At 60.4% G+C, this 14,037-nt stretch carries 12 protein-coding genes and 1 tRNA gene; 7 read left to right on the forward strand and 6 right to left on the reverse strand.

Annotation, left to right across the window (positions count from 1 at the left end):
• The first annotated feature begins 177 nt into the window (after nt 1-177).
• On the forward strand, nt 178-429 hold the full coding sequence (locus tag ACQY1J_RS13025; protein WP_062457205.1) for a GlsB/YeaQ/YmgE family stress response membrane protein: 252 nt from the start codon (nt 178-180) through the stop codon (nt 427-429).
• Nucleotides 430-451: 22 nt separating this feature from the next.
• Here ACQY1J_RS13025 and ACQY1J_RS13030 read toward each other — a convergent pair whose 3' ends face one another.
• Together ACQY1J_RS13030 and ACQY1J_RS13035 are read right to left on the reverse strand one after the other, a co-directional pair.
• Entirely contained in the window at nt 452-1,009 is a 558-nt protein-coding gene (locus ACQY1J_RS13030) for a DUF924 family protein (RefSeq protein ID WP_192086610.1), read from the reverse strand.
• Nucleotides 1,006-1,506: a heme-degrading domain-containing protein gene (locus ACQY1J_RS13035; RefSeq protein ID WP_430251846.1), complete on the reverse strand. Its 501-nt coding sequence runs from the start codon at nt 1,504-1,506 to the stop codon at nt 1,006-1,008. Before ACQY1J_RS13035 ends, ACQY1J_RS13030 begins: the two co-directional genes overlap by 4 nt.
• A 202-nt stretch (nt 1,507-1,708) precedes the next feature.
• Between ACQY1J_RS13035 and ACQY1J_RS13040 the strand changes: the two genes are divergently transcribed.
• From ACQY1J_RS13040 to ACQY1J_RS13060, 5 genes are all read left to right on the forward strand, one after another.
• Nucleotides 1,709-2,329, forward strand: a complete 621-nt coding sequence (locus ACQY1J_RS13040; RefSeq protein ID WP_092662219.1) for a TerC family protein — start codon at nt 1,709-1,711, stop codon at nt 2,327-2,329.
• A 345-nt stretch (nt 2,330-2,674) separates the two neighbouring features.
• The gene (locus tag ACQY1J_RS13045; protein WP_113166478.1) at nt 2,675-3,082 is read left to right on the forward strand and encodes a hypothetical protein; all 408 of its coding nucleotides are present in this window, start codon (nt 2,675-2,677) and stop codon (nt 3,080-3,082) included.
• Nucleotides 3,083-3,159: 77 nt separating this feature from the next.
• Nucleotides 3,160-5,694 carry a protein translocase subunit SecD gene (gene secD, locus ACQY1J_RS13050; RefSeq protein WP_174196709.1) on the forward strand — a complete coding sequence of 845 codons (2,535 nt, stop codon included), beginning with the start codon at nt 3,160-3,162 and terminating at the stop codon, nt 5,692-5,694.
• A gap of 76 nt (nt 5,695-5,770) precedes the next feature.
• The gene (locus tag ACQY1J_RS13055; protein ID WP_430251848.1) at nt 5,771-6,211 is read left to right on the forward strand and encodes a YqaA family protein; all 441 of its coding nucleotides are present in this window, start codon (nt 5,771-5,773) and stop codon (nt 6,209-6,211) included.
• Between the two features lie 74 nt (nt 6,212-6,285).
• On the forward strand, nt 6,286-7,644 hold the full coding sequence (locus ACQY1J_RS13060; protein ID WP_092662213.1) for an APC family permease: 1,359 nt from the start codon (nt 6,286-6,288) through the stop codon (nt 7,642-7,644).
• Between the two features lie 28 nt (nt 7,645-7,672).
• Here the strand turns inward: ACQY1J_RS13060 and ACQY1J_RS13065 are convergent, their stop codons facing one another.
• The gene (locus ACQY1J_RS13065) at nt 7,673-8,353 is read right to left on the reverse strand and encodes an HAD-IA family hydrolase (protein ID WP_430251851.1); all 681 of its coding nucleotides are present in this window, start codon (nt 8,351-8,353) and stop codon (nt 7,673-7,675) included.
• A 136-nt stretch (nt 8,354-8,489) separates the two neighbouring features.
• On the opposite strand from ACQY1J_RS13065, the gene ACQY1J_RS13070 reads away from it, so the two are divergent.
• On the forward strand, nt 8,490-9,260 hold the full coding sequence (locus tag ACQY1J_RS13070) for an SDR family NAD(P)-dependent oxidoreductase (protein WP_092662210.1): 771 nt from the start codon (nt 8,490-8,492) through the stop codon (nt 9,258-9,260).
• 13 nt (nt 9,261-9,273) lie between these two features.
• On the opposite strand, the gene ACQY1J_RS13075 is transcribed toward ACQY1J_RS13070, so the two are convergent.
• From ACQY1J_RS13075 to ACQY1J_RS13085, 3 genes are all read right to left on the reverse strand, one after another.
• Nucleotides 9,274-9,349: transfer RNA gene (locus tag ACQY1J_RS13075), tRNA-Thr, on the reverse strand.
• 155 nt (nt 9,350-9,504) lie between these two features.
• The gene (locus tag ACQY1J_RS13080) at nt 9,505-12,687 is read right to left on the reverse strand and encodes an efflux RND transporter permease subunit (protein ID WP_430251853.1); all 3,183 of its coding nucleotides are present in this window, start codon (nt 12,685-12,687) and stop codon (nt 9,505-9,507) included.
• 146 nt (nt 12,688-12,833) lie between these two features.
• On the reverse strand, nt 12,834-14,006 hold the full coding sequence (locus ACQY1J_RS13085; protein ID WP_175487270.1) for an efflux RND transporter periplasmic adaptor subunit: 1,173 nt from the start codon (nt 14,004-14,006) through the stop codon (nt 12,834-12,836).
• Nucleotides 14,007-14,037 lie beyond the last annotated feature (31 nt).

Raw genomic sequence — 14,037 nt, forward strand, 5'->3', positions numbered from 1 at the left:
ATCGAAGGAGTTCACGCGCACCGGTCTCTACTCTTCTCAGGACAATCGGAATCGCAGGCACGAATAGAGGCACTTCAAGGCGAAGAAAAGGACGTCCTGCACAGCTTGAAAATTCCTTGGGAACTTTGGAACATTCTGCTGCGTTACCAATCGCAAATTCAAACGTGAGGGTAAGACATGGAAGAAGCAGGCATCGGCTGGATCGCAGCCATCATCATCGGCGGCATTGCAGGCTGGCTGGCAGAACAGTTCATGAAGAGCAATATGGGCGTCTTCATGAACATCCTTCTCGGCATCGTCGGCGCGATCATCGCCAACGCCATTCTCGGCTTCTTCGGCGTTGTGCTGGGCGGCTGGATTGGCTACCTCATCGCCGGCTTTATCGGCGCCTGCATACTTATTGCAGTTGCGCGCGCGTTTAGACGCTAAGCGCTGGTTAGATCAGGTCTGATCAAAAACCCGACCCCGGCAGAGCAAGATACTCGAGCTCTTCCGGGGTCGAATTGCGTCCGAGCAAAGCATTTCGATGCGGGAAGCGGCCGAACTGACGGATCACCTCCCGGTGCTTGACCGCGTAGTCGTGATATCGTTCGTCGCCGAGGAGAGCAAAAAGCTCGACTGCGCGATCCTGGTCTTCAAGCGCTTCCGAATGCTCGAAGGGCAGATACAGGAAGCACCGCTCATGCAGACCGGCGCCCGTATCGACACCTTCGTCGACTGCCAGCCTCGCCTCCCGCAACGCGATCCAATCTGTTGCGAACGCCAGCGGTGTGCCCCGATAGATATTGCGAGAAAACTGGTCGAGTACGATGATGGCCGCGAGCTGCCCCTCGCGCGAACCTCGCCACGTATCCAGATCTCCATGCGCCAGAAACAGGTGCGTCGCTGCGAAATGCTTCGAGATTGCGACGTCCAGCGCAGGGTTCTTTTCGAACCATTTCTCCGGTCCCAGTTCGACAAACCAGAAATTCAGCACGTCTTCAGGGGTACGAACCGCTTCAGAACTCATGAAGCTTGCTCCAGTTGAAGACCGTCGGACGACTTGCCCATCATCACCAGCAGAGCCTCCACGACAAGCCTGTGATCATCTCGCTGCGGGAGACCCGATACGGTGACTGCGCCGATACAGCCCGCGCCGTCCACCTTTATCGGAAAACTGCCGCCATGCGGTGCATAGTCGGCAATAGGAAGCGAGAACTTTGCCTCGAGTGTTGTCTCCTGCCTTGTCATTTTCAGACCCATCCCATAGCTCGACTGAAAGAAGCGCAGGACGACATTGCTCTTGCGCCGAACCCAGTCTTCGTTGTCAGGCATCGACCCCGGCAACGCCGTGTAAAAGAGTGGCATCGAGTGAAGCCGGATACCGATCGCGACTGGCAGCCCCTTCTCGATCGCCATGTCGCGCAGCAAAGAACCGAGTCGCCAGGCTTCGTCCGGACCAAAGCGGTCGAAAATCAGGGCCGCTTCCTGCTCGGCGATCCTGGCGATATCCTGTTCAAGCGTCATGGTATTTCCCCGTTTGTAGCCTCATTGATGACGGTGGAATTGGGGAATGTAAATATCCTGCCCGCCAGCGCCGTTGCTGATCTTCCGGCAGACCATCCGTTACACGGTTTGCGGAAAGACAATTGTAAATTGCTTGTGCGCAACCGCGAAGAAGCAGATAGAGGAAATTACCTCCAATCCTTCCCATTCAGGCCTCCCTATCATGGATCTATTTACCGCTGCTGGCTTGGCTGCCCTCGTCGAGGTCATTGCCATCAATCTCGTGCTGTCCGGCGACAACGCGATCGTTATCGGTCTTGCCGCTGCCGGCCTTCCGGCGGACATGCGCAAGAAGGCAATCCTGTTCGGCATCGCGGCCGCAACCGTGCTTCGTCTGATCTTTGCAGCGGTCACCTCATACCTTCTCGGCATCGTCGGGCTGCAGCTTGTCGGCGGCCTGTTGCTCGCCTGGGTGTGCTGGAAAATGTGGAGCGAACTGCGTGCCCACGATACGGCAGACGCCGACGCGCTCAACGCTGCGGCCGCCAACCAACCGCAAAAGACGTTTTTTCAAGCGGCAATGCAGATCGTCGTCGCTGATGTGTCCATGTCACTGGACAACGTCCTTGCCGTTGCCGGAGCTGCTCAGGAGCATTCCGCAGTCCTGATCATCGGTCTCGTCGTGTCGATTGCGATGATGGGTATCGCTGCCAATTTCGTGGCGAACCTGCTCAACCGCTACCGCTGGATCGCCTATCTCGGCCTCGCCGTAATCGTCTATGTCGCAATCACAATGATCTATCACGGCACGATCGAAGTCTTGCCGCTGATCCAGTCTGCCTAGTCGTTTCGGCTCGTTTTGAAACAGCGGTTTAAACGCTCATTATCATACAATCGAGATTGACCGTCGAATCAGAGCGCTGCCATTGAAGCAGGCCGGCTAGCAACGTTAGGTGGTCGCAGCCGGCAATAACCGGTCAGGGGCTCGCGGACCCCCAGCTCGAAAGTGCTGGTGAGCCCCGTCCAATCGTTGACTGAGGTCAAGGCCGGTTCGCGCCCGACGCGAGGCGGGTCAAACTTCGGTTATCCCCTGCCGTGATGCGATTGACCGTACCAGCACTCTCCTTTAGAAGCGGCATTCTTCCGAAGCAGGCTCTTCGGTGTGACGAATATTCCGGAGTTGGAACGGATGGCGGTGTTTCCGGCAGGAACACGAGAGACGGCCCGGTGCGCGCAGGACAAGCTCCCGTCGCAATGGGCAGTCTTTGTCGCGGCACTGCTGATCGCCTTCGTCGCCCTTCTGTCCGGTGGCCTTCGTGACAGCCAGGCAATTCTGCGCGTTGCGCATTCCAGCGAGAAGAGCTCGGAGACACCACAAGCCAGCAAACGCGATCCTATCCGCACGCTGGCGACTGCCGACCGCAGGGAGGCTGGTCCCAGCCAGTGGAGCGGCGCAGACGGCGCTTTGGCTTTCACCGCCTCGACACTGACGATTCCGGATTTTGCTCAGGCGATTGCATCCGCGCTCACCGATGCCAACCCTATCGGCACGCATTGGCCGGTTCCGCTGCCGCGCGCACCGCCCGTCGTCTCCTAAGCGCGATAGTCGAACCTCACACGCATACGGCCCCTTGCTGCGAAACGCGCAACCGGGGCGAAGCAGGATCTTAAAACATGAGAAATTCACCCTGGCTGGTGGCGAGCTATATCCTCGTCATCGTGTTCGGCTTCCTGGTGGCGATGCCGAACATTTTGCCGCAATCGGTCCTCGACCGCGTGCCGTCCTTCCTGCCTCACAGCCGTGTGTCGCTCGGTCTCGACCTTCGCGGCGGTTCGCATCTGGTGCTGGAAGTGGACCGTGCCGACCTCATCAACGAGCGTGTCCAGGGCCTGATCCAGGATGCACGCCGCGTTCTGCGCGAAAAGAACCTCGCAACATCGGCTATCCGTCGCTCGGGCGAGGCTGTGCTAGTTACGCTTCGCGATCCAGCGCAGCGCGATCAGGCCGTCACCGAGTTGCAGACGCTCGCGAACCCGATCGGGCTTGGCACGACGGTTGGTGGCAGCGACCTTTCCATCACCAGCCAGGGCGACAACACGATTTCCATCGCCCAGACGGATGCGGGGATCACCTCCCATATCAACGCTGCCGTTGAGCAAAGCCTTGAGATCATCCGCCAGCGCGTCGACCAGGTCGGCGTCGCCGAGCCGACGATTCAGCGTGTGGGTTCGGACCGCGTTCTCGTCCAGCTTCCTGGCGAACAGGACCCTTCGCGCCTGCGCCAGCTTCTCGGCTCGACCGCCAAGATGAGCTTCCACCTTCTCGGTGACCAGGGCCAGCCGGGCGTGACGATGATCGCAGACGAAAGCGGGCAGCAGTATCCGGTGCTCGATCGCGTCGAACTCTCCGGCGACCGCCTGACCGATGCCCGCGCGGCCTTCGACCAGCAGAGCCGCCAGCCTATCGTGACCTTCCGTTTCGACAGCGCCGGTGCAGCCCGCTTTGCCCAGATCACACAGGCAAACGTCGGTCGTCCATTTGCGATCGTGCTCGACAACAAGGTGCTCAGTGCGCCCGTCATCCAGACGCCGATCACCGGTGGCTCCGGTCAGATTTCCGGCAGCTTCACGCCTGAGGACGCGACCACCCTTTCCGCGCTGCTGCGTGCCGGCTCCCTGCCCGCCAAGCTCACTGTCATCGAAGAACGCACCGTCGGCGCCGACCTTGGCTCCGATGCGATCGAAATGGGCATCTTCACCGGCCTCATCGGCTTCGTCCTCGTCGTCTGCTTTATCTTCTTCCTCTACGGAAGCTGGGGCATTCTGGCCAACGCTGCGCTGCTCATCAACGTCGTCCTGACCTTTGCGGGCCTCACCTTGATCGGGTCGACGCTCACCCTGCCTGGCATCGCCGGCGTGGTGCTCGGCATCGGTCTTGCAGTCGATGCGAACGTTCTGATCAACGAGCGCATCAAGGAAGAAACCCGCAAGGGCAAGAGCGCGTTTGCGGCAATCGACTCGGGCTTTGCCCGCGCATACTCGACCATCGTCGACAGTAACGTCACGGCGCTGATTGCGACCGTCCTTCTGTTCTGGTTCGGCTCAGGTCCTGTCCGCGGCTTCGCGGTCACCATGGGCCTCGGCATCATGATCTCGATGTTCACCGCCGTGTCGGTCGTTCGCGTCGCGATGATCTACATTGCCGCTCAGCGCAAGCTGAAGAAGATCGAGATCAAGCCGCTTCTGCCGATCAACCTCGTTCCGGATGGCACGCGTATCCCCTTCATGAAGGGTCGTTTCATCGGTATCGGCGTGTCGGTCCTCCTGTCGATCGCCTCGCTCGTGCTGTTCGTGACGCCGGGCCTCAACTACGGCGTCGACTTCCGCGGCGGTATCCAGATGGAAGTCGTGACCGCCAACGAAGCGGATCTTGCATCCTTCCGTTCGGGCCTCAACGAACTCGGTCTCGGCGAAGTGGCACTGCAGGAATTCGGTGCCCATAACAGGCTTCTGGTCCGTGTCGAGCGCCAGCCAGGCGGCGAGATAGCCCAGACAGAGGCCGTCGAGAAGCTCAAGACGGAAGTCCTGAAGATCGACCAGACTGCCAAGGTCGAGCGTACCGAAGTCGTCGGTCCGAAGGTATCAGGCGAACTTGCGACTGCCGGCTTCCTGTCGGTCCTGCTTGCCTCGATTGCCATGATGATCTACATCTGGGTGCGGTTCGAATGGCCCTTCGCCGTCGGTGCCATCGCGACACTCGTGCTCGATGTGACAAAGACGATCGGCTTCTTCGCGATCACCGGTCTCGACTTCAACCTGACAGCGATTGCAGCCCTGCTGACGCTGGTCGGTTACTCTGTCAACGACAAGGTCGTGGTCTATGACCGCATGCGCGAGAATATGCGCCTCTACAAGAAGATGCCGCTTCGCGACGTGATCGACCTGTCGATCAACGAGACGCTGGCTCGAAGCCTCTATACCTCGGCAACGGCGTTCCTCTCGCTTTTGCCTATGGCTATCTGGGGCGGCAGCGCCGTCTCCAGCTTCGCGATCCCTATGGTGTTCGGCATTCTCGTCGCTGCCCTCTCGTCGGTGTTCATCGCGGCGCCGATCCTGCTGTTCCTCGGCGACTGGCGTACCCGCCATCAGGCTCAGAAGCCTGTTGCAGACGACACAGCCGTCGATTCCAAGCAGATCGGCAACGTCTGAGACGTTCTACCATCCGGACAAAAGGGCGGGTCGTTTCCCGCCCTTTTTCATTTCCACATGTCAAACCCGGTTTTCCATGGTCGATCTTGCCGCCTATGCGGGCCTGTTCTTTGCCGCATTCATCGCTGCCACGATCTTTCCGATGCAATCGGAAGCGGTCCTTGTCGGCCTCATCCTGTCGGATCGCTATGCGCTTGCGGCCCTCGTGCTCACGGCCTCCGTCGGCAATACGCTCGGCTCGGTCGTCAACTGGCTGATGGGATTGGGCGTGGAGCGGTTGCGGGACCGACGCTGGTTCCCCGTCAAGCCTGACAAGCTCGAGAAGGCGAAGACGTGGTATCGGAAATACGGAAAGTGGTCGTTGCTCCTGAGCTGGCTACCGATCGGCGGCGATGCCATCACCGTGGTCGCGGGTGTTCTTAAAGAACCGCTGCCAACGTTCCTTGTTTTGGTCTTCATCGGCAAGACGCTTCGCTATGGCGTCGTCGCGGCTGTAACGCTCGGCGTGATCGGTTAAACCATACCAAACATGGAACAATCGTGTGATGTTCCCATTAGTGTTGCCATGTAGGACTATGTTGGGAGGCAGTCATGGCAGAGGCGTTCGGCGCGAAAGAAGAAACACCTGAACTCAAGCGCGTGATGGGCCCCGGCCTGCTGCTGCTGTTCATCGTTGGCGATATTCTCGGAACGGGGATCTACGCGCTGACCGGACAAGTGGCCGCCGAAGTTGGAGGCGTTGTCTGGCTTCCATTCCTCATCGCCTTTCTTGTCGCCCTGCTGACCGCCTGCTCCTATCTCGAACTCGTCACCAAATATCCGCAGGCAGCTGGTGCTGCGCTCTACACCCATAAAGCCTTCGGCGTCCATTTCGTCACGTTCCTTGTCGCCTTCGCCGTGATGTCATCAGGCATCACGTCTGCAGCGACGGCATCGCGGGCGTTTGCTGCCAACTTCTCGACGTCGCTCGGGCTCGATCTTGGGGTCTGGGGCGTACCACTGATCGCTGTCGGCTTCATTGCGCTGGTGGCCGCGGTCAATTTCCGCGGTGTCGGTGAAAGCGTAAAGCTCAACGTCGTACTGACCGTTGTGGAACTGACCGGCCTCCTCATCATCATCGGCATCGGCCTCTGGGCGATTGCTGGTGGCGAGGGCGATGTGTCGCGTGCCTGGACGTTCGCCACACCGGAAGGCAGCGGAACGTTCTGGCCAGTCGTCGCCGCAACCGGTCTTGCCTTTTTCGCGATGGTCGGGTTCGAGGACTCGGTCAACATGGCCGAAGAGTGCAAGGAGCCAAGCCGTCTCTTCCCGAAAGTGCTGCTGACCGGTCTCGCGATCACCGGCGTGATCTACATTCTCGTGGCAATTTCAGCGATTACTCTGGTGCCGGCGAACGAACTGGGCGAAGGGGAGACACCGCTTCTGAAAGTCATCCAGGCCGGCGCGCCCGCGTTCCCGATCAGCATCTTTGCGATCATCACGATGTTTGCCGTCGCCAATTCGGCGCTGATCAATATGATGATGGCAAGCCGGCTTATCTACGGCATGGCTCGCGAAAATGTGCTGCCCGCCATGCTCGGCAAGGTGCACGCAACGCGCCGCACGCCGTATATCGCAATCGTTTTCACATCGCTTCTCGCCGTCTGTCTGATTCTCTTTGCCGGCGGCGTGCCCGCTCTTGGCGGGACGACTGCACTACTGTTGCTTTGCGTCTTTGCGATCGTCAATGTCGCCGTGCTGGTGCTGCGCAAGGACAAGGTAGATCACAAGCACTTCCGGACACCAACGATCTTGCCGGTTCTTGGTGTGATCTCCTGCGTGTTTCTGGCGGGTCCCTGGGCCGGTCGCGATCCGGTCCAGTATGCCATTGCCGCCGCCCTGCTTGGCCTCGGCGTCATACTGTGGATCGCCACCGTCCAGTTCATGAAAACATCCAGCAGGGCTGCCTGACCGGTACCAGACGACCGGCGTCAGCCTCTCACGCTCTGGACTGAAAGGTGATGACGCCGTCGTTGGCGACGCTTACGGAAACCCCGGTGTAATCCGGGATCCGGAAGTGCCCCCCTTCGACGTCGTGGGTATGGGTGGCGGTGATCACCATGACATCGGCACCCGCCGCCTCGCCTGCCTTGATGCCGGCAGGGACGTCCTCGAACACCATCAAGTTGGAAGGGTCTGCGCCAAGCCGTTTCGCGCCGAGCCTGTAGCCCTGCGGGTCCGGTTTGCCGATCGTGACGTCCTCGGCAGTGACCAGCATGGACGGTATCGCAAGGCCAGCTGCGGCAAGTCTTGCCTTTGCGAGTTCCAGCGGCGACGACGTCACGACACCCCATTGCCCCGCGGGCAGGCTCGCCAAGAATTCAGCAGCGCCCGGTATCTGAACGATACCCTCGACATCGTCGATCTCGCCGCGCAGAACCTTCTCCGCTTCCACTGCCGGATCAAGACCCGGCAGGTTGAGGCTGGTGATCGTGTCGATGCCGCGCTTGCCGTGCATGAAGGGCAGGAATTTCTCCACGTCGAGCCCCTGCTCTGCCGCCCAGCGTCCCCAGACACGTTCGGCGGAAGCAATCGAATTGAGGATCGTTCCGTCCATGTCGAAGAGAAAGCCGCGATAACCTCTGGTCGGCAGGACGATGACGTTTTGGGAGACTGACAATGCGGAATTCCTTTTGGAGAGACTGACGGGATTTGCAGGACCGGATACGCATCCGGACTACAGATAGGAGGGAGCCGGCGCAATTGACGGCGAGGTTCGAAGCGTTAGAACTGAGAATGGGAATGGAGAAAACCCTATGAATGAGGATTTGATGGGGCACGCGGATCTGCGCGGCCGCGGCGTGCTGATCACGGGCGGCGGATCCGGCATTGGAGCGGCGCTTGTCGAGGGATTCGCGGCCCATGGCGCGAAGGTCTCGTTTATCGACATTGCCGACGAACCCAGCACAGCACTGGCGGACCGGCTTTCCGCGATCAACGATCATCCAGTCCAATATATAAGGGCGGACTTGCGCGATACCGACGCCATCAAACATGCGGTCGATGATGCGGCAGCAAGCCTCGGGTCACTCTCGGTGCTCGTGAACAACGCCGCCTGGGACGATCGCCGGGATCTCGATGATATCACCGAAGATTACTGGGACCTCAGCCAGGCGATCAATTTGAAGCAGGTGTTCTTCACATCGCAAGCCGCCGTGCCGCATATGCGGTTGGCGGGCGGTGGTGCGATCGTCAATTTCTCATCGATCGCCTGGATGCTCAACATGGGTGGCATGCCATCCTACACAACCGCCAAGGCCGGTATCGTCGGTCTGACCAAAAGCCTCGCCGGCAGGCTTGGGCCGGAAAATATCCGGGTCAATGCCATCCTGCCCGGCATGATCGTCACCGAGCGGCAAAAGGACCTGTGGCTGAAGGATGAGGACATCGCCGCGATGATTGGGCGCCAGTGCCTCAAACGCAGCCTGGTGGCGCAGGATGTCGTGGGCCCGTGTCTGTTTCTCGCGTCGAGCGCCGCGGCTGCCATAACTGCGCAGACACTGGTGATCGATGGTGGCGCGATCTAGCGAGAAAGGAAGATGGTGCCCCTGCCGAGGAATTGAACCTGGATCGGCTGCAAACGAAGCAGCTGCTCTGGCTTTGAGCTACGAGGGGCGTGCGAACTGATTGCCACCGATTGGTAAGCAGCGCAATCACAGCCTTTACCAATGGTTACGGGGTAAGGTTAACCCTGGCCCATTATGGCTTGGCACAATTGAAAATGCTCTGCGGATCCTTCCAGAGGAAGAACCCGCAGGGCCTGGAGGCCAGCTACTCCGCTGGAGAGAGAGCGGGCGGCGCCTCCAAACCGTGCTGCCGCAGGGGCCGCATTCCGGTCATCAGGCGCGCCAGCATATAGAAGACCGGCGTCATGAAGATGCCGAAGAAGGTCACCCCGATCATGCCGGAGAATACCGCGATACCCATGGCGACGCGCATTTCCGCACCGGCACCGGTGGACACGACCAGCGGCACCACGCCCATGATAAAGGCCATCGACGTCATCAGGATCGGGCGAAGGCGAAGGCGGCTGGATTCGACTGCAGCCTCGAACGGCGTTCGGCCTTCGAACTCCAGCTCGCGGGCGAATTCCACGATCAGGATCGCGTTCTTCGCTGACAGTCCGACCAGCACCACCAACCCAATCTGGGTGAAGATGTTGTTGTCGCCTCCCGTCAGCCAGACACCCGTCAGTGCCGCCAGCACGCCCATCGGCACGATCATGATTATCGCAATCGGCAGCGTCAGGCTTTCGTACTGGGCCGCCAGCACGAGATAGACCAGCAGCAGGGCGAGCGGAAACACGATGATGCTCGAATTGCCGGCAAGGATCTGCTGGTAGGTGAGATCGGTCCACTCGAAGGCAACGCCTGACGGCAGTGTTTCGTCGAGGATCTTGGTGATCGCCGCTTCCGCCTGACCGGAGGAGAAGCCAGGTGCCGGCGCTCCGTTGATATCCGCGGCGAGGAAGCCGTTGTAGCGCGTCGTGCGTTCCGGACCCGTCTGGGCGTCCACCTTGAGGAGCGCCGAAAGCGGGATCATCTGGCCCGATTGCGAACGAACTTTCAATGCACCGATATCCTCGGGCTTGGCGCGGAACTGCGCATCCGCCTGCACCCTCACGCTGTAGGTACGGCCAAACGCGTTGAAGTCGTTGACGTAGAGTGAGCCGAGATAGATCTGCAGCGTCTCGAACACGTCGGTGACGGATACGCCCAGCTGTTCGGCCTTGGCGCGGTCGAGATCGGCGAACAGCTGCGGGACGTTGATCTGGAAGCTGGAGAAGATGCCTGCCAGTTCCGGCGCCTGCATGGCCTTGGCAATCACGGCCTTGGTTGCATCGTCCAGTGCCTGGTAACCGTAACCGGCGCGGTCTTCGAGTTGCAGCTTGAAGCCGCCCGTGGTGCCGAGACCGTTGACCGGCGGCGGCGGGAACATCGCGATGAACGCATCCTGGATACCGGCGAATTTCTGGTTCAGTGCCATGGCGATGGCGCCGCCCGAAAGCTCCGGCGTCGTGCGGTTCTCGAAGTCATCAAGGACTGCGAAGACGATGCCGGAATTGGAGCCGATCGTGAAACCGTTGATCGACAGGCCTGGGAATGCAATCGCATGCTCGACGCCCGGCTGCTTCAGGGCGATGTCGCTCATGCGCTTCACCACATCTTCGGTACGGTCGAGCGTTGCCCCATCCGGCAGCTGTGCAAAGCCGATCAGATACTGCTTGTCCTGCGCCGGTACGAAGCCGCCCGGCACCGCGTTGAACACGCTGTAGGTTGCACCGATCAGGGCGAGATAGATCACCATGACGATACTCTTGCGCGACAGAAGCCCGCCCACCGTGCGGCCATAACCGTTCGAAGCGGAACCGAAGACCCGGTTGAAGCCGCGGAAGAACCAGCCGAACAGCCAGTCCATGCCACGCGTCAACCGGTCCTTCGGGGCATGATGCCCCTTGAGGAGAAGAGCTGCCAGTGCCGGCGACAAGGTCAGCGAATTGATCGCCGAGATCACCGTCGAGATGGCGATGGTCAGCGCGAACTGGCGGTAGAACTGGCCGGACAAGCCGGAGATGAAGGCGAGCGGCACGAACACCGCGACAAGCACGAGCGCGATCGCGATGATCGGGCCGGAGACTTCGCGCATCGCCTTGTAGGTGGCATCGCGCGGATTGAGCCCGTTTTCGATATTGCGCTCGACATTCTCGACGACGACGATCGCGTCATCCACGACAATACCGATCGCCAGCACCAGGCCGAACAGCGTCAGCGCGTTGATCGAGAAGCCCAGCGCATACATCACGGCGAACGTGCCGATGATCGAGACCGGAACCGCGATCAGCGGAATGATCGAGGCACGCCAAGTCTGCAGGAAGACGATGACGACGATGACGACCAGCGCAATGGCTTCGAGCAGCGTATCGACGACCTTTTCGATCGACGAGCGGACGAACTGCGTGGTGTCGTAGACGATCTCGTATTTGACACCTTCCGGCATCGCCAGCTGGAGCTGATCCATGGTCGCGCGGACCGTATCGGCGATCTCGATCGCATTCGAGCCGGGGGCCTGCAGGACGGGAATGGCAACTGCCGGGCGTCCGTCTAGAAGCGACCGCAGCGTATAGTCGGCGGCGCCCATTTCGACCCTCGCGACGTCGCGAAGCCTTGTGATCTCGCCATTGGCGCCGCTCTTGACGATGATGTTGCCGAACTCTTCGGGCGACTGCAGACGTCCCTGCGCGTTGACGTTGAGCTGCAGGTCGGTGCCCGGCAGGTTCGGCGAGGCGCCGATAATGCCGGCTGCGGCTTGAACGTTCTGCGCGCGGATTGCGTCCGTCACATCGCTTGCCGCAAGATTGTGCTCGGCAGCCTTTTGCGGATCGATCCAGACACGCATGGAATAGTCACCGGCGCCGAAGACCTGCACCTGGCCGACGCCTTCGATCCGTGCCAGCCGATCCTTGACGTTCAGCGTCGCGTAATTGCGAAGGTAGGTGAGGTCATAACGGTCGCTATCCGAGACCAGATTGACGACCATGATGAAGTCGGGCGAGCTTTTGATCGTGGTGATGCCGAGCGCCCTCACCTCGGATGGCAAGCGCGGTTCAGCCTGGCTGACGCGGTTTTGCACCAGTTGCTGCGCCTTGTCCGGATCTGTGCCGAGCTTAAAGGTTACGGTCAGCGTCATGACGCCGTCCGATGTGGCCTGGCTCGACATGTAGAGCATGTCTTCGACGCCGTTGATCTGCTCTTCTAGCGGCGTCGCAACCGTCTCGGCAATCACGACCGGATTAGCACCGGGATAGGTCGCCTTCACGACGACCGAAGGCGGAACCACGTTCGGATATTCGGAAATCGGGAGTGCGCGCATGCCAAGCAGGCCGGCGACCACGATCAGGATGGACAGAACGCCAGCAAAAACCGGTCTGTCGATGAAAAATCTTGAAATATTCATTGTCTAAGCCCTCTCTCCAGGGTCGAACAGAAACAACAGGCTCCCCTCTTGCGGCCTGTGCAGGACGCGAGTGCTTACCGTGTCTCGCAATTGTAGTTGTGGTTGCGGCCCGCCCCTCCAGTTAGGGAGAAGCAGACCGCATCAAGTCACTTGGTGGCGACTTCGTCCTGCGGCGCCACGATCGCGCCCGGGCGGATGCGCTGTAGCCCGCTGACGACGACACGATCGCCGGCAGAAAGGCCCTTTTCGACGATCCGCTGACCATCAATCACCGATCCGAGCTGAACCTGCCGGTAGCCGACCTTGTCGCCGGCTTCGACAACCAGCACGAACTTCTTGTCCTGATCGGTGCCGATCGCCTTTTCGCTGACGAGAAGGCGATCTTCGGCCTTGGGTTCACCCATGCGGACCCGCACGAACTGACCGGGGATCAAGCGCCCGCCCGGATTGTCGAAGACAGCGCGGACGCGGATCGTGCCGCTTGCCGCGTTGACCTCGTTGTCGATCAGCTGCAGCTTGCCGCGGACAGGCGTCGTTGACGCGAGCGTGCTGGCCTCAACCGGAACGTCGCCAATCGCCGGCACGCCGTCCTTGACGTCGACCTGGGCCAGTGTGCGGGCCACCAGTTCTTCGGCTGCATCAAAGCTTGCGTAGATCGGGCTGCTCGACACGAGCGTCGTCAGCACCGCCGAGGCAGAGCCTGCCGCCACGAGATTGCCGACGGTGACTTCAATGCGACCTGCACGCCCGGAGATCGGGGCACGGATCTGGGTATAATCCAGATTGATCTGCGCCGATTTCAGCGTTGCCCTCGCTGCCTGTACATTGGCGATCGCTTCGGCGCGGGCGCTCTGACGCTGCGAAAGATCGCTCTGCGATATGGTGTTGCGCGAGGCGAGCGTCTTGCCCCGTTCCAGCTCGGTGTCGGCATAATCAAGCCTTGCCTGGGCGGATGCCATCTGTCCCTCCGCCTGAGCGACGGCTGCCTTGTAGGGCTCGGGATCGATCGAGACCAGAAGATCGCCTTCCTTTACGAGACCGCCTTCACGGAAATGCACGGACAGGATTGCGCCGGCCACCCTTGGGCGAACCTCGACGCGATCAACAGCTTCCAGACGGCCGGAAAACTCTTGCCAGGTGGTGACGTTCTTCGGCTGCACGGCGGCAACCGTGACCGGCACCGCCGGCTGAGCCGCCGCTTCCGCGGGGGCCGCATGGGCGCCTGTCGGCGTATCGATAGAGAGCGAAGCGCCTGCAATGAGCGCAGCAACACTTATTCCGGCGCCCCACGGGGCCCAGTTTTTGATCTTCAACATAATCATAATCTCCTTACGGTCCTGCCCCAGGGAG

The organism is Neorhizobium sp. DAR64860/K0K1 (assembly GCF_050500205.1).
GTDB lineage: Bacteria > Pseudomonadota > Alphaproteobacteria > Rhizobiales > Rhizobiaceae > Neorhizobium > Neorhizobium soli.

What these genes read in the sequence shown, in the direction of transcription:
- ACQY1J_RS13035 (WP_430251846.1), bottom strand. Translation starts at nt 1,506, where the DNA reads ATGACGCTTGAACAGGATATCGCCAGGATCGCCGAGCAGGAAGCGGCC.
- ACQY1J_RS13040 (WP_092662219.1), top strand. Translation starts at nt 1,709, where the DNA reads ATGGATCTATTTACCGCTGCTGGCTTGGCTGCCCTCGTCGAGGTCATT.
- ACQY1J_RS13070 (WP_092662210.1), top strand. Translation starts at nt 8,490, where the DNA reads ATGAATGAGGATTTGATGGGGCACGCGGATCTGCGCGGCCGCGGCGTG.
- secD (WP_174196709.1), top strand. Translation starts at nt 3,160, where the DNA reads ATGAGAAATTCACCCTGGCTGGTGGCGAGCTATATCCTCGTCATCGTG.
- ACQY1J_RS13055 (WP_430251848.1), top strand. Translation starts at nt 5,771, where the DNA reads ATGGTCGATCTTGCCGCCTATGCGGGCCTGTTCTTTGCCGCATTCATC.
- ACQY1J_RS13060 (WP_092662213.1), top strand. Translation starts at nt 6,286, where the DNA reads ATGGCAGAGGCGTTCGGCGCGAAAGAAGAAACACCTGAACTCAAGCGC.
- ACQY1J_RS13025 (WP_062457205.1), top strand. Translation starts at nt 178, where the DNA reads ATGGAAGAAGCAGGCATCGGCTGGATCGCAGCCATCATCATCGGCGGC.
- ACQY1J_RS13080 (WP_430251853.1), bottom strand. Translation starts at nt 12,687, where the DNA reads ATGAATATTTCAAGATTTTTCATCGACAGACCGGTTTTTGCTGGCGTT.
- ACQY1J_RS13030 (WP_192086610.1), bottom strand. Translation starts at nt 1,009, where the DNA reads ATGAGTTCTGAAGCGGTTCGTACCCCTGAAGACGTGCTGAATTTCTGG.
- ACQY1J_RS13045 (WP_113166478.1), top strand. Translation starts at nt 2,675, where the DNA reads ATGGCGGTGTTTCCGGCAGGAACACGAGAGACGGCCCGGTGCGCGCAG.